Origin of the sequence: Streptomyces sp. AP-93 (assembly GCF_022808175.1) — a bacterium.
GTDB lineage: Bacteria > Actinomycetota > Actinomycetes > Streptomycetales > Streptomycetaceae > Streptomyces.
The window spans coordinates 134,648-154,212 of the sequence record NZ_JALGBX010000007.1; the positions used below are offsets into that span (position 1 = coordinate 134,648).

A 19,565-nucleotide genomic window follows, 5' to 3' on the forward strand; every position below is an offset into this window, starting at 1 on the left:
GAATGGGACGACGATGAGTCAGGCGCAGGAACACGAGCCCTGGGGGTCCCCTCAGACGGAGTCCGGGGGTGGCCAGTCCGTCCCGCAGACCCGCACCGCCCGCCACCGCCGGATCGTGGACATCCTCAACCGGCAGCCGGTCCGCTCGCAGAGCCAGCTGGCCAAGCTGCTCGCCGACGACGGGCTGAGCGTCACCCAGGCGACGCTCAGCCGCGACCTCGACGAGCTCGGCGCGGTGAAGATCCGCAACACCGGCGGCGAGCTGATCTACGCGGTCCCCAGCGAGGGCGGCTTCCGCACCCCGCAGGCGCCGCTCGGCGAGTCGGCGAAGGAGGAGCGCATGCGGCGCCTCTCCGGCGAACTGCTGATCTCGGCGGAGGCCTCCGCGAACCTCGTGGTCCTGCGCACCCCGCCGGGTGCGGCCCAGTTCCTCGCCTCCGCGATCGACCAGGCCGAACTCCAGGCCATCCTCGGCACCATCGCGGGCGACGACACCCTGATGCTGATCAGCCGCGACCCGGCGGGCGGCCAGGCCCTCGCCGACCACCTGCTGAGGCTGGCCCAGAAGGAGGGCTGACCCCCGGGTCGCCGCCGGCGCCCGGTCAGTACCGGGTGACGGCCAGGTCGCCCGACTCCGTGCCGATCGCGATGTGCGGGCTCCTGCGCGGGTTCGCCCAGCGCAGCAACGCGCGCATCGCCTCCTCGGGGACCGAGACGCAGCCGGCCGTCGCGCCCTTGCCGTTCACGTGCAGGAAGATGCCCGCGCCCCGGCCCCGTACCGGATGCTCGTAGTTGAAGGCGATGACCAGGGCGTGGGCGTACTGCTTCTCGTACGTGGTCAGGTGCTCCGCCTCGCCCGGCGCGCAGTCCGCGGGCAGCGGCTCCACCCAGCGGTTGTAGCTCTCCGAGGCATTGTCCTGGCACCACCAGGAGTCGGGGGTCACCCGCCGGTAGCGGTACGCCGTACCGGCCGGGGCGTGCGCGATGCCGAAGGCGTAGGGGAGCGCGTACAGGCCGGCCGGGGTGGTGTCCGTGCCCTGGATCCGGGTCGCGCCGTCGGCCAGCCCGTTCGCGCCGAACCGGGCCGGAGCGCTCCCCGCCGCGTGCCAGCGCCCCGCCCATCTGCCCCACCAGGTCAGGCGCCCGGTCGTCGAGCCGGGAGCCGGAGCGACGGCGGTGATCAGCTGACTGCCTCCGCCGGTGTCGGCGAGCAGCGCGGGGAGCGGCGGGTCACCGTGGGGGCCCTGTACCAGCAGGCTGGTGACGATCAGTGAGGCGGCGAGGAGCGTGGTACGCAGCACATGTCAGACGGTACGGGGCGGAAGGGGCAGCGGCAGCGCAGGCAGGCCGTCGACGCTCACCCCGACGAACTCCTTCTTCTCGCAGTACTCGTTGAACTCCTCGTCCGTCTTGCGGCCGAAGTACTCCGCGTGCAGCGTGCGCTCGCCCTGGTAGTCCATCAAGGGGACGGCGAACCCGCAGACGGTGGCGATGCGCCGGGTCTTCACGAGGATGACGGCGCGCGCCGAGGGCCCGTCGGCGTCTGCGAACCGCTCGAGCAGCCCGTCCCAGCGAGGGTCGTCGCGGAAGACGGCCTCGCCGTCGCCGTGGATGCGCACGATGTTGGGCGGTCCGCTGAACGCGCACCACATCAGCGTGATGCGGCCGTTCTCGCGGACGTGCGCGATGGTCTCGGCGCCGCTGCCGCCGAAGTCCAGGTAGGCGAGGGTCGTTTCGTCGATGACGACGAGCGTCCCGGCGCGGCCCTTGGGCGAGAGGTTGACATGGCCGTCACCGGAGAGCGGGGCCGTGGCGGTGAAGAAGACCGGCTGCTCCTCGATGAAGGTGCGCATGCGGCTGTCAATGCGGTCGTAGAGCTTTCCCATGATCCGATTATCTGCCTGTGGTCAGGGGTCGGTCACCGGATTTCAACGGGTGAGACCGGGCCGGGACCGGCGCAGTCACAGCCGCAGCCACAGGCCGTACAGCCGGTGAGACCGAGCCGGGAGCGGCGCAGCCACAGGTCGTACGGCCGGAACACCTGCTCCGAGTGTGTGAGCAGCGCGTTCAGCTCGGGCAGCTCCGCCTTCCTCGTGCGGAGCGTGAACTCCCAGTCCCAGTCGAGCACGATCGCCCGCGCCGCGTGGCGCAATACGGGGTCGGGGTCCTTCGAGACGGTCACCGCGGCCCGCAGTTCGCGGATCCCGCCCGGGACGCACAGCAGCCGGAAGGCGGCCCGGCGTACGTGCAGGGGGCGTTCGGGCGCGATCCGCTCGGCGAGGTGGCCCTCGTCCAGCCGCAGTACTGCCGGGATCAGGCTCCGCGCCGCCTCGCGGGACACCGAGGCCGACGGGTCGTCCAGCAGGGGGAGCAGCAGCGCGTCGTCGGTGGCGTCGTCCAGCCGGCGCAACCCGGCCACGGCGGCGGCCCGCACCCCGGCGGAGGGGTGGCCCAGCAGGGGCCGCAGCAGCGGCGCGTCCGCCCGCTCCGCGCATTCGGAGAAGCCGGTCACCGCGTACCGGGACACCTGCCCGGCGTCCGTGACCAGAGCGGTGTAGTGCGCGGACGGGTCCCCGCCGTCCTGGGAGACGAGCCAGCGCGCGCAGGCCCGTACGAGTCCGCTGCGATCGGCCAGGTACCACGGGGCCTCGGCGGCCCGACCGGCCCGGCGCAGGGCGGTGACCCCGGCGGCCCGGACCGTCGGGCTGTTCGCATCGAGCAGGGCGTCGATCGCCGCGTGGTCCGGCCCGTCGTCGGCCATGGCCCGCAGCGCGGCATCGGTCCACAGCCGCGCCGCGGCCGGGTCCGGCTCCGAGGCGGCCCGCCACGCCAGCTCCCGTACGCCGATCCCGCCGATCCCGCCGACCCCGCCGACCCCGCCGATCCCGCCGATCTCCAGGGCGAGGCGGGCGGCGAAGCGCCGGGTCAGCGGGTCGGCCGAGCGGTGCAGCCGGTCCAGGATCAGGCCGCGCTGCGCGGCGGTCAGGGCGTTCCAGCTCCACGTGGTCGAGGGCCGCCCGGGGTGCCACCAGGCGGCGAGCAGGGAGTACCGGCCGCTGAGGGCGGCCTCCAGCTGCTCCAGGGCCCAGGCGCCGTGCTCGCGCCGGCTCAGCCGCAGGATGAGCGGGGTGAGCCGGACCAGCCATCCGGCGGGATCCTTGGCCACGGCCCGGCCCAGCACCCGCCGGGCGCGCCCCCGGACCGGCGGGGCCCAGTCGGCGCAGCGGAGCACGACGAGCTCGAGGGGCGGGCCCGCGGCCCAGCGGAGCTCCTGGCGGACCCGCCGGCGCAGCAGCGGGACCCAGGAGACGTGCCAGAGCAGGAAGACCTTGAGCGGCGGGAGCCCCCACGCGACGAGTGCGGACGCGCGGACCCGCCCGTCGGGGTCGCAGAGCCGGGCCTCGATCCGTTTGCTGCGCAGGGGCTCGTAGGAGCGGCGGCCGATCCGGCGCACCTCCTCGTCGAAGGCGGTCCAGGCGTCGGGTCCGTTCGATGCGAGCACGCCGCCGACCGGGGCGCGCTTCCCCCGGAGGAGCTCCACCGCGGCTTCCTGCCCCATGGATATGTCCCGCCGTGTACCGGCCCTCATGCGCCCTCCCCGAGTCGTTCGCCGATGGTAGACGGCCGCTCGGGTGCAGGGCCTCCGGATATCCATGCTGGTCAGGCCCCTCGCGCCCCCCGCACCCCGGGCTCAATTGACGAAACATACGGAGCAGTGCATAGTTATGCCTAGCTGTTGGATGCAACGGCGGATGCACCTGTAAGGAGAACCCCGTGGCCGAGCGCGTCGTACTCGCCTATTCAGGCGGTCTGGACACCTCCGTCGCCATCGGCTGGATCGCCGAGGAGACGGGCGCCGAGGTCATCGCCGTCGCGGTGGACGTCGGTCAGGGCGGCGAGGACCTGGACGTCATCCGCAAGCGGGCGCTCGCCTGCGGTGCGGTCGAGGCCGAGGTCGCCGACGCCCGGGACGAGTTCGCCGACGAGTACTGCCTCCCGGCGATCAAGGCGAACGCCCTCTACATGGACCGCTACCCGCTGGTCTCCGCCCTCTCGCGGCCGGCCATCGTGAAGCACCTCGTCGCCGCCGCCCGCAAGCACGGCGCGAGCACCGTCGCCCACGGCTGCACCGGCAAGGGCAACGACCAGGTCCGCTTCGAGGCCGGCATCGCCGCCCTCGGCCCCGACCTCACGTGCATCGCCCCGGTCCGCGACTACGCGATGACCCGCGACAAGGCCATCGCCTTCGCCGAGAAGGCGGACCTGCCGATCGCGACCACCAAGAAGTCCCCGTACTCCATCGACCAGAACGTCTTCGGGCGCGCCGTCGAGACGGGCTTCCTGGAGGACATCTGGAACGCGCCGATCGAGGACATCTACGAGTACACCGCGGACCCGGCCCTCCCGCGCGAGGCCGACGAGGTCGTCATCTCCTTCAAGGAGGGCGTCCCGGTCGCCATCGACGGCAAGCCCGTCACCGTGCTCCAGGCCATCCAGCAGCTCAACGAGCGCGCCGGGGCCCAGGGCATCGGCCGGATCGACATCGTCGAGGACCGGCTCGTGGGCATCAAGTCCCGCGAGGTGTACGAGGCCCCGGGCGCGATCGCGCTGATCACCGCCCACCAGGAGCTGGAGAACGTCACCGTCGAGCGCGAACTGGCCCGCTACAAGCGGCAGGTCGAGCAGCGCTGGGGCGAGATGGTCTACGACGGCCTGTGGTTCTCCCCGCTGAAGCGGGCGCTGGACGGCTTCATCAACGAGGCCAACCAGCACGTCAGCGGCGACATCCGGATGACCCTGCACGGCGGCCGCGCGGTCGTCACCGGCCGGAAGTCGGACGAGTCGCTGTACGACTTCAACCTCGCGACCTACGACTCGGGCGACACCTTCGACCAGTCGAAGGCCCAGGGCTTCATCGAGATCTTCGGTCTGTCCTCGAAGATCGCCGCCCGTCGCGACCTCGCCTGATCCGGCTGGTCCCGTCCGGATGTTCCCGTCCGGACCCCGTAGTACGAACCACCTCCCCGTTACCTCCGCGGCGGGGAGGCGGTTGCACATCCGAAGCCATGCACGTTCTTGAGGAGCAGTAGCTGTGAGCAGCAACAACGGTGGTGACGTCCGGCTCTGGGGCGCCCGGTTCGCCGACGGTCCCGCCGAGGCCCTCGCGAAGCTGTCCGCGTCGGTCCACTTCGACTGGCGCCTGGCCCCGTACGACATCGCGGGCTCCAAGGCCCACGCCCGCGTGCTCGCCAAGGCGGGCCTGCTCACGGCCGACGAGCTCGGCCGCATGATCGCAGGCCTGGACCAGCTCGCGATCGACGTGGAGAACGGCTCCTTCACCGGCACCATCGCCGACGAGGACGTCCACACCGCGCTGGAGCGCGGCCTGCTGGAGCGGCTCGGCGCCGACCTCGGCGGCAAGCTGCGCGCCGGCCGGTCGCGCAACGACCAGATCGCCACCCTCTTCCGCATGTACCTGCGCGACCACGCCCGGATCATCGGCGGCCTGATCGCCGAGCTCCAGGACGCGCTGGTCGGCCTCGCCGAGGCGCACGCCGACGTGGCCATGCCGGGGCGGACCCACCTGCAGCACGCGCAGCCGGTGCTCTTCGCCCACCACGTACTGGCCCACGTGCAGTCCCTGTCCCGGGACGCGGAGCGGCTGCGCCAGTGGGACACCCGGACCGCGGTGTCCCCGTACGGCTCGGGCGCCCTGGCGGGCTCCTCACTCGGCCTGGACCCGGAGGCGGTCGCCGCCGACCTGGGCTTCGAGCGGGGTTCGGTCGGCAACTCCATCGACGGCACGGCCTCGCGCGACTTCGTCGCCGAGTTCGCCTTCGTCACCGCGATGATCGGGATCAACCTGTCGCGGATCGCGGAGGAGATCATCATCTGGAACACGAAGGAGTTCTCCTTCGTGACCCTGCACGACGCCTTCTCCACGGGCTCGTCGATCATGCCGCAGAAGAAGAACCCGGACATCGCCGAGCTGGCGCGCGGCAAGTCGGGCCGCCTCATCGGCAACCTGACGGGCCTGCTCGCCACCCTGAAGGCCCTTCCCCTGGCCTACAACCGGGACCTCCAGGAGGACAAGGAGCCGGTCTTCGACTCCTGCGACACCCTCGAAGTCCTGCTGCCGGCCTTCACCGGGATGATGGCCACCCTCACGATCAACCGGGAGCGGATGGAGGAGCTGGCTCCGGCCGGCTTCTCGCTGGCCACCGACATCGCGGAGTGGCTGGTCAAGCAGGGCGTGCCGTTCCGGGTGGCGCACGAGGTGGCCGGCAGCTGCGTCAAGGAGTGCGAGGGGCTCGGCATCGAGCTCGACGAGCTGACGGACGAGCAGTTCGCGAAGATCTCGGAGCACCTGACGCCGGAGGTCCGTACGGTCCTCAACGTCAAGGGCGCGCTGGCCTCCCGCGACGGCCGCGGCGGCACCGCCCCGTCGGCGGTCGCGATCCAGCTCACGGAGCTGAAGGCCGACCTGGTCATCCAGCACGCCTGGGCGGCGCACAAGAACTGACCGGGATCCGGGCCCCGAAGGGGCGGTGACGGCCGAACGGCCGTCACCGCCCCTTCGGCGTTGCCGAGGATCAGGCGCCGCAGATGATGGTGACCGAGAACGGCCGGTCACTGTCCACGGCGGCGGTGCCGCCGGCGGACGGTGTCGCGGTGCGGATGTAGAGGGTGTGCGCACCCACCTTGCCGACCAGGATGGACGAGCTGCCCGGACCGGGGTCGTTCACGTCGTTCGTGTTGATCGTGCCCAGCAGGGCGCAGTTGCTCAGATCAGCGTAGGTGTCGATGTTGTAGCGGCCGATGCCGAACTTCCGGACCGCACTGACGCCCGAGGAGCCCAGCACCTGACCGTTCGCGTTGACCTTGGCCCAGGCGGAGGTGGTCACCGCGGCGCGGGCCGCCTCCCTCGGCTCGGCCGACGCGGAGGACACGGCTAGGCCGGCGCCGACCGTGAGTGCCAGCACTACGGCCCCGAAGGCCAGCTTCTTCGATCCGTTCATGGTTCTCTCCCTGCTCAAGACGGACTAGTGGCAGGTGAACCCGCCCCGGGTAAGGGCCCACTGGAGAGGAGGCTCCTCCTTCCCCGGCCGGTCGGGGAAGATCTTGAGGGCCCAGTCACTCCAAATGATCAAACCGTGCGGCGTGAGCGCGTTCGTTCGATGGGGATTTCCTCGTGGGGCCCGTTGACGGGTCAGCATGATCGCGACGAATGCGGGCAGTAATGATCGAATCACCCTTCGTCACTGGTCGGCCCAGTCCGCCAGCGCGTCGAAGTCGGCCCGGACCAGCCCGATCCGTTCGTCGATCCGCAGCAGCAGCGCGTGCGCGGGGTGGCGCTGCTCCACGTACGCGCGGTCCATGTCCGTGATGTCGTCGTCGATCCAGGCGAAGGGCCGCCCGCCCGCGCACTCCAGGATGTACTGGGTCTTCCAGAACGTCCCGCGCGGTGCGCGCCCGTGCATCTGCGGCCAGTCGATCCAGGGAAGCTCCGGCAGTCCCAGGTGCGGGCCTATCCACTCGTTCGCCTCGCCCTTCCACGTGGTCGCCCAGACCAGCTCGTACGCGTCCGCGAGCGCGAGCAGTTCCGCCCCGTGGTCCGGATTCAGCCAGACCCGCAGCGGCTTCGCACTCTCCGCCCCGGTCCAGCCCGTGGGGCGCATCCGGTGGGTGCGGTAGCCCTCGGGGCGCCGCTGGGGCTTGGCCGCGTAGGGGTTCAGGGGGCCGTCCACGTCGATCAGCAGCAGGGGCTTCGGGTTCATCTCGGCATGCTTCCTTCCGGCGCCCGAAGGGGCACCTCATTTATTCGATGAGACATCGACGTCTCATTCGGGTTATGGTTGTCTCATGGCCATGGATCGTGATCAGGCGCTCCGCGCCGCCGCCGCCCTGCTCTCCCGCAAATCGACCGCCACGATGGACGAGGTCGCGAGGGCCGCAGGCATCGGCCGCGCGACCCTCCACCGGCACTTCGCCGGGCGCGACGCCCTCGTACGGGCGCTCGAAGAGCTCGGGATCCGGGAGTTCGAGGTGGCCTTCGACAACGCCCGCCTCGGCGAGGGCACGGCGATCGACGCGCTCCGCAGGCTCGTCGCCGAAGCGGAGCCCAATGCCGAGCTGCTGGCCTTCCTCGTCACCGAGAACCAGCTCTTCGAGGGGGACCAGGTCAACGAGGGCTGGGCCCGCCTCGACGCCCGCGTCGGCGCGCTCTTCCGGCGCGGCCAGCACGAGGGCGACATCCGGATCGACCTGAGCCCCGCCTGGCTCACCGAGGCCCTTTACAGCCTCATCGGCGCCTGCGCCTGGGCCGTCATGGACGGCCGGGTCGCGGCCAAGGACTTTCAGTACATGATCATCGAGCTGCTGCTCGGTGGCGCCCGACGGAGTGTGGAGAAATGAGCCGTACCGAACAGCTGACCCAGACGAAGGGGGCCGAGGGCCGGAGCCCCGGGCGCTGGCTCGCGCTCTCCGTGCTCGTCCTGGCCGTCCTGCTGGTCGCCGTCGACGCCACCGTGCTCGGTCTCGCCACGCCCGCCCTCAGCGAGGACCTGAAGCCGTCGGGCACCCAGCTCCTGTGGATCGGCGACATCTACTCCTTCGTCATCGCCGGCCTGCTCGTCTCCATGGGCTCCCTCGGCGACCGGATCGGCCGCAAGAAGCTCCTCCTCGTCGGCGCGACCGCCTTCGGCGCCGTCTCGGTCCTCAACGCCTACGCCACCAGCCCCGAGATGATGATCGTCGCCCGGGCCCTGCTCGGCGTGGCCGGCGCGACCCTGATGCCCTCCACCCTCGCCCTGATCCGCAACATCTTCCACGACCCCAAGGAGCGCAGCCTCGCCATCGGCATCTGGGGCGCCACCGCCTCGGCCGGCGCGGCCGTCGGCCCGGTGGTCGGCGGAGCCCTGCTCCAGCACTTCTGGTGGGGCTCGGTCTTCCTCATCAACGTCCCCGTGATGGTCGTCCTGGTCATCGTCGGCATCAAGCTGCTGCCCGAGTCCAAGAACCCGGTCGCCGGACCCTGGGACCTGTTCAGCGTGGGCCTGTCCCTCGTCGGCATCATCGGCGTGGTCTACGCCGTCAAGCAGGTCGCCACCCACGGCATGGGCTGGGAGGTGTGGGCGGCCGCCGTCATCGGAGCGGGCGCGCTCCACACCTTCGTACGCCGCCAATTCACGCTGCCGGCCCCGCTCCTCGACATGCGGCTCTTCAAGCACCGCGGGTTCTCCGGCGCGGTCCTCGCCGACCTCCTCACCGTCTTCGGCCTGTCCGGACTTGTCTTCTTCCTCTCCCAGTTCCTCCAGCTCGTCCAGGGCCGCGACCCGCTCGAAGCGGGCCTCGCCGAACTGCCCGCCGCCGTCGGCGCGGTGGTCACCGGCCTGGTCGCGGGCAAGTACGCCCGCAAGTACGGGGTACGGGCCATCGTGACCGGAGGCCTCGCCGCCATCGGCATCGCGCTGGCCGCGCTGACCGTGATCCACAAGGAGACCGGCTACCCGCTGCTCGGCGCGGCCCTGCTCATCGTCGGCCTCGGCGCCGGCTTCTCCTTCACCGTCACCGCCGACGTGATCCTCTCCAGCGTGCCCAAGGAGCAGGCCGGTTCCGCCTCGGCCGTCTCCGAGACCGCCTACGAACTGGGCGCGGCCCTCGGCATCGCCCTGCTCGGCTCGGTCGTCACCGGCGTCTACCAGGGCTTCACCGCCCCGGCCTCCGTCACCGGACCCGTCGCCGACGCCGCCCACGAATCGCTCGGCGGCGCCGTCGAAGCGGCCAGGTCACTGGACCCGCAGACCGCCCAGCAGATGGTCGGCGCAGCCCAGGAAGCCTTCGTGGACGGCCTGCGGCTGGCCTCCGGCGTGGGCGCGGCCGTCCTGCTGGCCACCGCCGTGGCCGCCTGGTTCCTGCTCAAGGGGCAGGAGCTCCAGGACGGCATCGAGCACTGACGCCACGTGGCGGCTCGTCAGGGGGCGGTGTCCTGCACGGAGTTGACAGTCCGTGGAACCACGGGACACCATCCCGGCGATGGAGATCAACGACTTGACCCCGGCGGAGCGCCGCGTATGGGACGCCTTCCCGAGCGGGGAGCGCGTCGACTTCCTTGAGGAACCCGGGGAAACCGGCTCCGGCGGCGCCGACTGGGGGCCGGAACGGACCGTGCGCGCCGAGGTCCTCACCGCGCTCCTGCTGGGTGGCCCCACCGCCGAAGGGCAGGTCGCCGGACTCAACGTCCGGGGTGCGCGGATCACCGGCAAGCTGAACCTCAAGTACGCCGTCGTGGAGCACCCGATCCGGCTGCGGGCCTGCTGGTTCGAACGCAAACCCCTGCTCTACGGAGCCCAGTTGCGGGTCTTCGTGGCCAACGACTCCACCCTTCCCGGCCTCACCGCGAACACCGTCCGCGTCGACCTCGCGCTCCGGCTGTCCTGCTGCCGCATCACCGGGCCGGTACGCCTCGCGGGTGCCCGGATAGCCGGCGGACTCTTCCTCCGGAAGGCGGTCATCGGCACCGCGGGCCCGGCCGAGGAGGGCCAGGAGGCGGCGCTCCAGTTCAACCACGCCGACATCGGAACCGACGTCATCGCCATGGAACTCACCGTCCACGGCCAGACCCGCATCAACGGCGCCACCGTCGGCGGCCAGATCAACTTCGACGACGCCCGGCTCCTCGCCCCCGGCGGGACCGCCCTGCACGCCGAGATCCTGGGCGTCGGCACCGACCTGCGCGCCATGCGCCTGGAGGCCCGCGGCCGGGTCAACCTCACCGGCTCCCGGATACCGGGCCAGCTGAACCTCGCCTACGCCCGCCTCATCAACCCCGGCGGGGTCGCCCTGCGCGCCTCCAGCTGTGTCGCCGGCGAAGTGTGGCTGCGCAACTGCCCGACCGTCCAGGGCGGCGTGAACCTGCGCCGCTCCCAGTTCGACCTGCTCCACATCACCCCCGAGACCTGGCCGCCGCAGGTCCGCATCGCGGGACTCACCTACCGCGCCCTCAGCCCGCACGTTCCCGCCGAGCAGAGACTGCCCGTCCTGGAGCGCGAGGAGTCGGGCTACCTCCCGCACGCCTACGAACAGCTCGCCACGTCCTACCGGACGGCAGGCGACGAGGCGGGGGCGCGGACCGTCCTGCTCGCCAAACTGCGGCGGCACCGCCGCACCCTGCCCCGGGCCGCCAGGTTCTGGGGACTGCTCCAGGACACCACGGTGGGCTACGGCTTCCGGCCGCTGCGCGCCGCGGGCTGGCTGCTGGCGCTGCTGATCACGGGAACGGTCGCGTACGGGTTCCACCCGCCCCGGGAGCTGAAGCCGGGGGAGGCGCCGGAGTTCAACCCGGTCTTCTACACGATCGACCTGATGCTGCCGATCATCGGCTTCGGCCAGGAGGCGCCGTTCGCGCCGGACGGCTGGTACCAGTGGCTGTCGTACCTGCTGATCGTGACCGGCTGGGTCCTCGCCACGACGACCGCGGCGGGCGTCAGCCGGTCACTGCAACGGCAGTAGCCGGCGGCAGGAGAGCTACGCGGCCTTCGCCTTGGTCGCGTACATGTCCACGTACTCCTGGCCGGAGAGCCGCATGACCTCGGCCATCACCGAGTCGGTGACGGCGCGCAGCACGTAGCGGTCGCGGTCCATGCCCTCGTACCGGGAGAACTCCATCGCCTCGCCGAACCGGACGGTGACCCGGCCCGGTCGCGGCATGCCGGCGCCGCCGGGCTGGAGCTTGTCGGTTCCGATCATCGCGAAGGGGACGACGGGCGCGCCGGTCATCAGGGTCAGGCGGGCGATGCCGGTGCGGCCGCGGTAGAGGCGGCCGTCGGGGGAGCGGGTGCCCTCGGGGTAGATGCCGAAGATCTTGCCCTCTTCGAGGATCCGGCGGCCGGTCATCAGGGCGGCGACGCCGCCGTTGGCCCCGTCGCGGTCCACGGGGATCATGCCGGCGCCGGTGAAGAACCAGGCCATGGCCCGGCCCTTGATGCCCTTGCCGGTGACGTACTCGTCCTTGCCGATGAAGTGGACCGTGCGGTCGCACACCAGCGGCAGGATCATCGAGTCGATGAAGGTGAGGTGGTTGCCCGCGAGGATCACCGGCCCGGTGCCCGGAATGTTCTCGATGCCCTCGACGCGGGTGCGGAACATCAGGCGCATGACAGGTCCGACAGTGGCTTTGATCAGGCGCGTACGGAACAACGTGGGCCCTCCGGCATCGAAAAGCAAGGTTCTCGCACCCACCACACGCGGCGGTAGTGCAGGTGAGGACGATACTCGCGGGTCCGCTCTGATCGCACATCGGGTTCACGAGGTGGATACGCAGTGTTGACGCACGTTTCCGCCGTGTTCCGCCCGCGCACCCCCGCCCGCCACCGACGCTTGCCTACCATCGGCACGCGGATTCGGGCCGAAGGCCCCGGAGATCCCGGGACGCCCGGCCCTGTCCGGTGGGGAGTGGCACTGATGACACAGGGTGGGGCAGCGCGGCGCACGGTACTGGGCGCGGCCGTCGTCGCGGCGGGCGGAGCCTTCGGCGGACTGGTGGCGGGCGGCGGTCAGGCCGCGGCGGCGGAGAGCGGCCACGGGGGAGTCGCGGGAAGCGGCCGGGGCGGTGGTTACCGGGACCTGCCGGTGCCCACGGTCATCGGGCACCGGGGGGCCAGCGGCTACCGGCCCGAGCACACGCTCGCGTCCTACCAGCTCGCGCTGGACCTCGGCGCCGACGTCGTCGAACAGGACCTCGTGCCCACCAAGGACGGCCACCTGGTCTGCCGCCACGAGAACGAGATCGGCGGCACGACGGACGTCGCAGACCACCCCGGGTTCGCGTCCCGCAAGACGACCAAGACGATCGACGGCGTCACCGTCACGGGCTGGTTCACCGAGGACTTCACCCTCGCCGAGCTGAAGACCCTGCGCGCGAAGGAACGCATCCCCGCCCTCCGGCAGCGCAACACGCTCTACGACGGCCGCTGGGACGTTCCCACCTTCGAAGAGGTGCTCCGCTGGGCCGACCGCGAGGGCCGGCGGCGCGGGAAGCGCGTGTGGCTGCACGTGGAGACCAAGCACCCCAGCTACTTCCGCGGCCTGGGCCTCGGCCTGGAGGAGCCCCTCGCCAAACTGCTGCGCCGCTACGGGCGCGACGGCCGGGGCGCCCCGGTCTTCCTGCAGTCCTTCGAACCCTCCAGCATCCAGCGGCTCTCCCGGCTGGTCTCCAGCCCGCGCGTGGTGCTCCTCTCGGCGGCGGGCACCCGCCCGTGGGACTTCGAGCTGGCCAAGGATCCCCGGACGGTCGCCGATCTGGTCAAGCCCGAGGGTCTGCGGTGGATCGCCGGCTTCGCCCAGGGCATCGGGCCGACCATGGACCTGATCCTGCCGCGCGACGCCTCCGGCAAGCTCGGCGCCCCCACCACCCTGGTCGCGGACGCCCACGCGCGGGGCCTGATCCTGCACCCCTACACCGCGCGGAACGAGAACAACTTCCTGCCGGCCGACTACCGCAAGGGCACCGACCCGACGGCCTACGGGGACGCCTTCGGGGCCTTCAAGGCCTACTTCGAACAGGGCATCGACGGCATCTTCACCGACCACCCCGACACCGGACTGCTCGCGGCGGAGGCCTTCCGCCCGGGCCGCGGCGTCGAGGGCTAGACGTCGAGGGCTGGACGTCGACGGCTGACCGTCAACGGCCGGCCGCAGCTTCTCGTACGAGTGGGCCGTGCCCGGCGGGGAAACCGCCCGGCACGGCCTTCGCGTCCCGCCCGGCATGGACCTGCTGAAGGCTGACCTCCCCGACCTGTACGAAACGCTCGGCCCGCTGCTCTCCGCGGAAGCGGCCGCCGAGACCGCGGGCACCGGGGTGGACGCCGCCGACCTGGAACAAGCCGTCTGGGTCAGGCTGCTGGAGCACCGCCGCATCCCCGCCGAACCCGCCGACTGGCTGCGCCGGGCGGTCCGCGGCGAGGCCCGCCGGGCGCGGCGCCGGGCCCGGCGCGAAGTTCCGTATGACTACCGTCATCACTCCGTGGACGGCCACCGCCAGCACTCGGTGCACGGCGGGCCCGGCGCGGGGAGCCGTACCAGTACGGGTGCGGAACCGGAAGACGCCCTCCTGCACGGAGAGGAGAACCGGGCCCTCCGATCGGCGGTCGCCCGATTGCCCGGAAGGTGTCCGGAGCTCATGAGGGCACTTCTTTCGCCCAGGGACCTCACCTACCGTGAAATCGCAGGAGAGTTGGGTATCTCACAAGGAAGTTTGGGGCCCGTCCGTTCCCGTTGCCTGGGATGTCTGCGCAGAATGCTGGCCGTAGAGGTTGCGGCTCCCGCCCTGCGGGGAATGGAGCGGTAGACCAACAGGCCACCAGGTGAGCGGGAGGCATGCGCACATGGGTATGAGCGTGACCATTTCGGCGGCAGACGCCGAGGATGCCGAGCAGATCATCAAGCTGCAGTATCTGGCGTTCCAGACCGAGGCCGAGCTGTACGGCAACTACCGCATCCAGCCGCTCACCCAGTCCCTGGACTCCCTCAAGGCCGAGCTGGCCTCGGACACCGTCCTGGTGGCCCGGCTCGGCGAGGAGATCGTCGGAGCCGTTCGCGGCACCGTCGACGAGGCGGGCACCGGCAAGATCACCAAGCTCTGCGTGCACCCCCGGCTCCAGGGCCACGGCCTCGGCGCCCGGCTGCTGAGCGCGGTCGAGGCGGCCCTGTCGGGCAACGACGCGACCACCCGCTTCCGGCTGTTCACCGGACACAAGAGCGAGTCGAACCTGCGGCTCTACCGCAAGGCCGGCTACACCCAGGTCGGCGGGCGCACCGCGTCCGACGGCGTCCGCCTGGTGATCCTGGAGAAGGAGGCCAAGGAGGCCACCGACTTCGCGGTCAGCGCCTGACGGCTAGCGCCTGATGGCTAGCGCTTCGCGCGGAGCCAGAGCATCCCGGTGATCGGCAGGATCACCGGGATGAACAGGTAACCCATCCCGAAGTCCGACCACACGGTCGCGTCGGGGAAGGCGTCGGGCCGCGCCAGGGTCCAGGCGCCCACGACGAGTACGCCGGTCAGCTCGGCGGCGCAGCAGATCAGCGCCGCCTTGCGGGCCGCCTCACCGCCGCGCACCAGCGAGTACGTGATGAAGGCGTAGACCAGCGCGGCCGCGGCCGACAGCGAGTACGCGAGCGGCGCCCGGTCGAACTCGGTGGAGATCTGGTAGATCGAGCGCGAGACCGCGCCGACGGTGATCACCCCGTAGAACCAGACGAGCAGCACCCCGGGCCCGGTCACCAGTCGCTTGCGCCCGGCCGGCGGCGGGGTCGCGGTGGCCGTGGCGTCCGTGTCGGTATCAGGCACCGGTGTTTCCCCAGATGTCGTAGAGCCGTACTTCGAGCACGGCGAGGACGAACGCTCCCGCGGCCACCGTCACCGAACCCCATTTGGTCCGCTCGCTCAGCGAGAGCAGCCCCGCGGCCGGGATGGTCGCGAAGGCTCCCACCAGGTAGGCCAGGAAGAGCACCGTGCCCTGGCCGGGCTCCTCGCCGCGGGCGAGCTGGACCAGGCCGATCACCAGCTGGGCCAGGACCAGTACGGTCACCACGGCCATGCCGATGAAGTGCCAGTCCTTGGTCGGCTGGTCCCGCGAGGCGGCGAAACCGCACCAGGCGGCGAGGGCGAGTGCGGCCACGCCGATGGCGAGCGTCAGGGCGTCGAGCATGCAGCGAGGGTATTACGGGCCGAAAGACCCGATGCGCTCACCCCTGCCCCGGGGCTTTCCTTGAAGACATGAAGCTGCTGCACGGGAAGCTCGGCCCGCAATTCGACGCGCTGCTGTTCGACAACGACGGCACGCTCATCTCCTCGATGGAGTCGGTGCACCGCTGCTGGACCCGCTGGGCCCGGGAGTACGGGATCACCGAGGAGGCCTTCGCCGCGGTGGAACTCCACGGCCGCCCGGCCGCGGAGATCATCGCCGACCTCTTGCCCGAGGCCGTACGGGCCGCGGCGCTCGCCCGGATCGAGGTGCTGGAGACCGAGGACGTGGCGGGCGGGGTGGTCCTGCTCCCCGGCACCAAGGAGCTGCTCTCGGCCCTTCCCGCCGGGCGCTGGGCCGTGGTCACCTCCGCGACCCGCCCGCTGGCCGAGGCCCGGCTGCGGGAAGTCGGCATCGCCGTCTGGGAGGAGGGGGGCCCGGAGATGGTGGCCGCCGACGACATCACCCGCGGCAAGCCCGACCCGGAGCCCTTCCTGCTGGCGGCCGCCCGGCTCGGCGTCGACCCGGCCCGCTGCGCCGTCTTCGAGGACGCCCCCGCCGGCCTGGCCGCGGGCCGCGCCGCCGGGATGACCACCGTGGCCTTGACCACAACGCACCCGGCCGCCGAACTCGACGCGGACGTGGTCGTACGGGATCTCTCGGCCGTGTCCGTGCTGGTCGGAGCCGATGGTGTGACGATCGAGACGGACGATCGGCCCTGACCGGTGTTGTCCGGTATGCGGCCGAAATCCGTCCGCTATTCGGACGGCTTTGATCGGTGACGGGGAACGTCTGGTTTACTGGGGCCCATGACCACGACGAGCAGCCGCACCCTTGCGACCGAGGCGACGATGACGCCCGGTGCTCGTTGTATGTGTCGAATGCGCGCCTTCTGAGGGCCCCTGCCCCAGGTCTCACGCCCCGAAGCGAGACCGGCCGAGCCGCTCCCGGCACCTCCGTGTGAACCAGGACCGCTCCTGCCCCGCGCATGCGCCGAAGCCGTCGTTTTCCGATGGTTCGCCCCGTATCGCGTCCCAGATGTTTGCCCCGTGCCCGGCACCCGCTGCGCCGCGCACTCGACAGCGACGGAAATCCTGTGATCACCACATCGGGCCTCACGAAGGTCTACCAGTCCCGTGGCCGCGAGGTCACCGCCCTGGACGGCGTCGACCTGCACGTCCGCCAGGGCGAGGTCTACGGAGTCATCGGCCAGAGCGGCGCCGGAAAGTCCTCCCTGATCCGCTGCGTGAACCTGCTGGAGCGCCCCACCACCGGCACCGTGTCCGTGGACGGGGTCGACCTCACCGCCCTCGCCGGCCGGGGCCGCCGCGCCGGCAAGGAACTCCGCGAGGCCCGCAGCCGCATCGGCATGGTCTTCCAGCACTTCAACCTGCTGTCCTCGCGCACCGTCCAGGGCAACATCGAACTGCCCCTGGAGATCCTCGGGGTCTCCGGCCGCGAGCGCTCCCGCAAGGCCGCCGAACTGCTCGACCTCGTCGGCCTCGCCGACAAGGCCAAGTCCTACCCCGGCCAGCTCTCCGGCGGCCAGAAGCAGCGCGTCGGCATCGCCCGCGCCCTGGCCGGCGACCCCAAGGTGCTGCTCTCCGACGAGGCCACCAGCGCCCTGGACCCCGAGACCACCCGCCAGATCCTCCAGCTGCTGCGCGACCTCAACCGCCAGCTGGGCCTGACCGTCCTGCTCATCACGCACGAGATGGACGTGGTCAAGTCCGTCTGCGACTCGGCCGCCCTCATGCGCCGCGGCCGGATCGTGGAGGCCGGCAAGGTCACCGAGCTGCTGGCCACCCCCGGCTCCGAGCTCGCCCACGAACTGTTCCCGCTGACCGGGTCCGCGACCACCGCGGAGCACACGGTCATCGACGTCACCTTCCACGGCGAGACCGCGACCCAGCCGGTGATCTCCCAGCTGGCCCGCACCTACAACATCGACATATCGATCCTCGGTGCCGCGATGGACACCGTCGCCGGACGGCAGATCGGCCGTATGCGCATCGAGTTCCCCGGCCGCTACGAGGACAACGTCGTACCCGTCGGCTTCCTGCGCGAGCAGGGCCTGCAGGTGGACGTCGTGGAAGCGGATACGGATACGGAAGCGGACGTCGAGGCCGACCTCGACGGCGAACTGGCCGAGCTGGTCAAGGACGGTGCGAAGTGACCTGGTCCGAAATGCAGCCGCTGCTCACGCAAGGCACCTTCGACACCCTCTACATGGTGTTGTGGTCCGCCCTGGTGACGATCCTGGGCGGACTGCCCATCGGCATCCTGCTCGTCCTCACCGACAAGGGCGGCATGCTCCAGAACCGAGCGGTCAACAAGATCCTCGGCGTGATCGTGAACATGGGCCGCTCGCTCCCGTTCATCATCCTGCTGATCTTCCTGATCCCGGTCACCACGGCGATCGTCGGCACCTTCATCGGCCCCACCGCCATGATCGTGCCCCTCGCCATCGGCGCCATCCCCTTCTTCGCCCGGCTCGTCGAGACCGCCGTCCGCGAGGTGGACCACGGCCTGATCGAAGCCGTCGAGTCCATGGGCGGCGGCATCCCGACCCTGGTCGGCAAGGTGCTCCTCCCGCAGGCGCTGCCCTCCCTGATCGCGGCCGTCACCACCACCGTGATCACCCTGATCGGCTACTCGGCCATGGCCGGCGCGGTCGGCGGTGAGGGCCTCGGCTCCAAGGCCATCACGTACGGCTTCCAGCGCTTCGAGACGGGCTTCATGTTCGCCACCGTCGTGGTGCTGATCGTGCTCGTCACGGTGATCCAGCTCATCGGCGACGGCGTGGTACGCCTCCTCGCCCGGCGCGGCCGGACAGCCTGAACCCGCCCGAGCGGGACATTCATCTACTTTTCCCAAGAAAGCCCGCACTTGTCGTGCTTGGGCCGTCATCCACACAGCAAGACGCAAGAAAGGCACTCTTCGTGCGCAAGAACATCAAGCTCACCGCCCTCGCCGCCACCGTCTCGGCGCTCGCCCTCGGCCTCAGCGCCTGCGGCAGCTCCTCGGACCCGTCCTCCACCAAGGCCGACGGCGGCAAGACCGACGAGAGCAAGCCCCTGGTCGTCGCGGCGTCCCCGTCCCCGCACGCCGACATCCTGAACTTCGTGAAGGACAACCTCGCGGCCAAGGACGGCCTCAAGCTGGAGGTGAAGGAGTTCACGGACTACGTCCTGCCGAACACCGCCACCCAGCAGGGCCAGGTCGGCGCCAACTACTTCCAGCACAAGCCGTACCTCGACGACTTCAACAAGAAGAACGGCACCGACATCGTGCCCGTCGTGAACGTGCACCTGGAGCCCCTGGGCCTGTACTCCAAGAAGAACAAGGCCCTCACGGACATCAAGGCCGGCCAGACCATCGCCGTCCCCAACGACCCCACCAACGAGGGCCGCGCGCTCCAGCTGCTCGCCGCGAACAACCTCATCACCCTCAAGGAGGGTGTCGGCACCAGCGCCAAGCTGTCCGACATCACCGACAAGAAGGGCCTGGAGTTCAAGGAGCTGGAGGCCGCCACGGTCCCGCGCGCCCTGAACGACGTGGACGCCGCCGTCATCAACGGCAACTACGCCATCGAGGCCAAGCTCGTTCCGGCCAAGGACGCGCTCGTCCTGGAGAAGGCCGAAGGCAACCCGTACGCCAACATCCTGGCCGTCAAGAACGGCAACCAGGACGACCCGCGGATCCAGAAGCTCGCCAAGCTCCTGAACTCCGACGAGGTCAAGAAGTTCATCGACGACAAGTACGAGGGCTCGGTCATCCCGGCCTTCGGCAAGCCGGTCGCCTAGATCCGGCCCGCGGCAC

General features: G+C 70.9%; 21 protein-coding genes. 13 read left to right on the forward strand and 8 right to left on the reverse strand.

The annotated features are described in order from the left end of the window. Positions 1-13 precede the first annotated feature (13 nt). Positions 14-577, forward strand: a complete 564-nt coding sequence (locus MTF69_RS14020) for an arginine repressor (RefSeq protein ID WP_243334131.1) — start codon at positions 14-16, stop codon at positions 575-577. A gap of 25 nt (positions 578-602) precedes the next feature. On the opposite strand, the gene MTF69_RS14025 is transcribed toward MTF69_RS14020, so the two are convergent. Genes MTF69_RS14025 through MTF69_RS14035 form a run of 3 tightly spaced genes read right to left on the reverse strand, consistent with a single transcriptional unit; the run spans position 603 to position 3,589 of the window. Further along, entirely contained in the window at positions 603-1,301 is a 699-nt protein-coding gene (locus MTF69_RS14025) for a L,D-transpeptidase (protein ID WP_374323004.1), read from the reverse strand. Positions 1,302-1,304: 3 nt separating this feature from the next. Next, entirely contained in the window at positions 1,305-1,886 is a 582-nt protein-coding gene (locus tag MTF69_RS14030) for a pyridoxamine 5'-phosphate oxidase family protein (RefSeq protein ID WP_243334133.1), read from the reverse strand. A gap of 32 nt (positions 1,887-1,918) precedes the next feature. Next, positions 1,919-3,589: a HEAT repeat domain-containing protein gene (locus MTF69_RS14035; protein WP_243334135.1), complete on the reverse strand. Its 1,671-nt coding sequence runs from the start codon at positions 3,587-3,589 to the stop codon at positions 1,919-1,921. A gap of 185 nt (positions 3,590-3,774) precedes the next feature. Between MTF69_RS14035 and MTF69_RS14040 the strand changes: the two genes are divergently transcribed. Together MTF69_RS14040 and argH are read left to right on the forward strand one after the other, a co-directional pair. After that, complete coding sequence (locus MTF69_RS14040; RefSeq protein WP_243334137.1) at positions 3,775-4,968, forward strand: argininosuccinate synthase; 1,194 nt, start codon at positions 3,775-3,777, stop codon at positions 4,966-4,968. 124 nt (positions 4,969-5,092) lie between these two features. After that, entirely contained in the window at positions 5,093-6,523 is a 1,431-nt protein-coding gene (gene argH, locus MTF69_RS14045; RefSeq protein ID WP_243334139.1) for an argininosuccinate lyase, read from the forward strand. Positions 6,524-6,593: 70 nt separating this feature from the next. Here argH and MTF69_RS14050 read toward each other — a convergent pair whose 3' ends face one another. Further along, positions 6,594-7,019 (reverse strand): hypothetical protein, encoded by a 426-nt coding sequence (locus tag MTF69_RS14050; protein ID WP_243334141.1) that lies wholly within the window; start codon positions 7,017-7,019, stop codon positions 6,594-6,596. 240 nt (positions 7,020-7,259) lie between these two features. After that, positions 7,260-7,778, reverse strand: coding sequence for an HAD domain-containing protein (locus MTF69_RS14055; RefSeq protein ID WP_243334144.1), 519 nt, complete (start codon positions 7,776-7,778; stop codon positions 7,260-7,262). 85 nt (positions 7,779-7,863) lie between these two features. On the opposite strand from MTF69_RS14055, the gene MTF69_RS14060 reads away from it, so the two are divergent. From MTF69_RS14060 to MTF69_RS14070, 3 genes are all read left to right on the forward strand, one after another. Beyond that, positions 7,864-8,415: a TetR/AcrR family transcriptional regulator gene (locus MTF69_RS14060; RefSeq protein WP_243334145.1), complete on the forward strand. Its 552-nt coding sequence runs from the start codon at positions 7,864-7,866 to the stop codon at positions 8,413-8,415. Further along, complete coding sequence (locus MTF69_RS14065) at positions 8,412-9,956, forward strand: MFS transporter (protein ID WP_243334147.1); 1,545 nt, start codon at positions 8,412-8,414, stop codon at positions 9,954-9,956. Before MTF69_RS14060 ends, MTF69_RS14065 begins: the two co-directional genes overlap by 4 nt. A 79-nt stretch (positions 9,957-10,035) precedes the next feature. Next, the gene (locus MTF69_RS14070) at positions 10,036-11,511 is read left to right on the forward strand and encodes a membrane-associated oxidoreductase (RefSeq protein ID WP_243334149.1); all 1,476 of its coding nucleotides are present in this window, start codon (positions 10,036-10,038) and stop codon (positions 11,509-11,511) included. A 15-nt stretch (positions 11,512-11,526) separates the two neighbouring features. On the opposite strand, the gene MTF69_RS14075 is transcribed toward MTF69_RS14070, so the two are convergent. After that, positions 11,527-12,147, reverse strand: a complete 621-nt coding sequence (locus MTF69_RS14075) for a 1-acyl-sn-glycerol-3-phosphate acyltransferase (protein WP_243334151.1) — start codon at positions 12,145-12,147, stop codon at positions 11,527-11,529. Between the two features lie 315 nt (positions 12,148-12,462). Here MTF69_RS14075 and MTF69_RS14080 point away from each other — a divergent pair, with 315 nt between their 5' ends. The 3 genes from MTF69_RS14080 to MTF69_RS14090 all read left to right on the forward strand — a co-directional run bounded on the left by MTF69_RS14080 (position 12,463) and on the right by MTF69_RS14090 (position 14,891). Next, on the forward strand, positions 12,463-13,650 hold the full coding sequence (locus tag MTF69_RS14080; RefSeq protein WP_243334153.1) for a glycerophosphodiester phosphodiesterase: 1,188 nt from the start codon (positions 12,463-12,465) through the stop codon (positions 13,648-13,650). 115 nt (positions 13,651-13,765) lie between these two features. After that, positions 13,766-14,347 (forward strand): RNA polymerase sigma factor, encoded by a 582-nt coding sequence (locus MTF69_RS14085; RefSeq protein WP_243334535.1) that lies wholly within the window; start codon positions 13,766-13,768, stop codon positions 14,345-14,347. Between the two features lie 37 nt (positions 14,348-14,384). Beyond that, positions 14,385-14,891: a GNAT family N-acetyltransferase gene (locus MTF69_RS14090; RefSeq protein ID WP_243334155.1), complete on the forward strand. Its 507-nt coding sequence runs from the start codon at positions 14,385-14,387 to the stop codon at positions 14,889-14,891. A 17-nt stretch (positions 14,892-14,908) separates the two neighbouring features. On the opposite strand, the gene MTF69_RS14095 is transcribed toward MTF69_RS14090, so the two are convergent. Next, positions 14,909-15,346, reverse strand: a complete 438-nt coding sequence (locus MTF69_RS14095) for a hypothetical protein (protein ID WP_243334165.1) — start codon at positions 15,344-15,346, stop codon at positions 14,909-14,911. Continuing rightward, positions 15,339-15,707: a hypothetical protein gene (locus MTF69_RS14100; protein ID WP_243334167.1), complete on the reverse strand. Its 369-nt coding sequence runs from the start codon at positions 15,705-15,707 to the stop codon at positions 15,339-15,341. The genes MTF69_RS14095 and MTF69_RS14100 overlap by 8 nt, the downstream gene beginning before the upstream one ends. A 68-nt stretch (positions 15,708-15,775) precedes the next feature. On the opposite strand from MTF69_RS14100, the gene MTF69_RS14105 reads away from it, so the two are divergent. The 4 genes from MTF69_RS14105 to MTF69_RS14120 all read left to right on the forward strand — a co-directional run bounded on the left by MTF69_RS14105 (position 15,776) and on the right by MTF69_RS14120 (position 19,549). Further along, complete coding sequence (locus MTF69_RS14105; RefSeq protein ID WP_243334168.1) at positions 15,776-16,465, forward strand: HAD-IA family hydrolase; 690 nt, start codon at positions 15,776-15,778, stop codon at positions 16,463-16,465. A gap of 374 nt (positions 16,466-16,839) precedes the next feature. After that, positions 16,840-17,919, forward strand: a complete 1,080-nt coding sequence (locus MTF69_RS14110) for a methionine ABC transporter ATP-binding protein (protein ID WP_243334170.1) — start codon at positions 16,840-16,842, stop codon at positions 17,917-17,919. Continuing rightward, entirely contained in the window at positions 17,916-18,584 is a 669-nt protein-coding gene (locus tag MTF69_RS14115) for a methionine ABC transporter permease (protein WP_243334173.1), read from the forward strand. The genes MTF69_RS14110 and MTF69_RS14115 overlap by 4 nt, the downstream gene beginning before the upstream one ends. Positions 18,585-18,685: 101 nt before the next feature. Next, the gene (locus MTF69_RS14120) at positions 18,686-19,549 is read left to right on the forward strand and encodes a MetQ/NlpA family ABC transporter substrate-binding protein (protein ID WP_243334175.1); all 864 of its coding nucleotides are present in this window, start codon (positions 18,686-18,688) and stop codon (positions 19,547-19,549) included. Positions 19,550-19,565: the final 16 nt, after the last annotated feature.

Bases quoted from the DNA above. Each gene is read 5' to 3' on its own strand.
- MTF69_RS14020 (WP_243334131.1), top strand. From the start codon at position 14: ATGAGTCAGGCGCAGGAACACGAGCCCTGGGGGTCCCCTCAGACGGAG.
- MTF69_RS14100 (WP_243334167.1), bottom strand. From the start codon at position 15,707: ATGCTCGACGCCCTGACGCTCGCCATCGGCGTGGCCGCACTCGCCCTC.
- MTF69_RS14085 (WP_243334535.1), top strand. From the start codon at position 13,766: ATGGACCTGCTGAAGGCTGACCTCCCCGACCTGTACGAAACGCTCGGC.
- MTF69_RS14065 (WP_243334147.1), top strand. From the start codon at position 8,412: ATGAGCCGTACCGAACAGCTGACCCAGACGAAGGGGGCCGAGGGCCGG.
- MTF69_RS14035 (WP_243334135.1), bottom strand. From the start codon at position 3,589: ATGAGGGCCGGTACACGGCGGGACATATCCATGGGGCAGGAAGCCGCG.
- MTF69_RS14055 (WP_243334144.1), bottom strand. From the start codon at position 7,778: ATGAACCCGAAGCCCCTGCTGCTGATCGACGTGGACGGCCCCCTGAAC.
- MTF69_RS14070 (WP_243334149.1), top strand. From the start codon at position 10,036: ATGGAGATCAACGACTTGACCCCGGCGGAGCGCCGCGTATGGGACGCC.
- MTF69_RS14105 (WP_243334168.1), top strand. From the start codon at position 15,776: ATGAAGCTGCTGCACGGGAAGCTCGGCCCGCAATTCGACGCGCTGCTG.
- MTF69_RS14080 (WP_243334153.1), top strand. From the start codon at position 12,463: ATGACACAGGGTGGGGCAGCGCGGCGCACGGTACTGGGCGCGGCCGTC.
- MTF69_RS14060 (WP_243334145.1), top strand. From the start codon at position 7,864: ATGGCCATGGATCGTGATCAGGCGCTCCGCGCCGCCGCCGCCCTGCTC.
- MTF69_RS14050 (WP_243334141.1), bottom strand. From the start codon at position 7,019: ATGAACGGATCGAAGAAGCTGGCCTTCGGGGCCGTAGTGCTGGCACTC.
- MTF69_RS14075 (WP_243334151.1), bottom strand. From the start codon at position 12,147: ATGTTCCGCACCCGCGTCGAGGGCATCGAGAACATTCCGGGCACCGGG.
- MTF69_RS14090 (WP_243334155.1), top strand. From the start codon at position 14,385: ATGGGTATGAGCGTGACCATTTCGGCGGCAGACGCCGAGGATGCCGAG.
- MTF69_RS14030 (WP_243334133.1), bottom strand. From the start codon at position 1,886: ATGGGAAAGCTCTACGACCGCATTGACAGCCGCATGCGCACCTTCATC.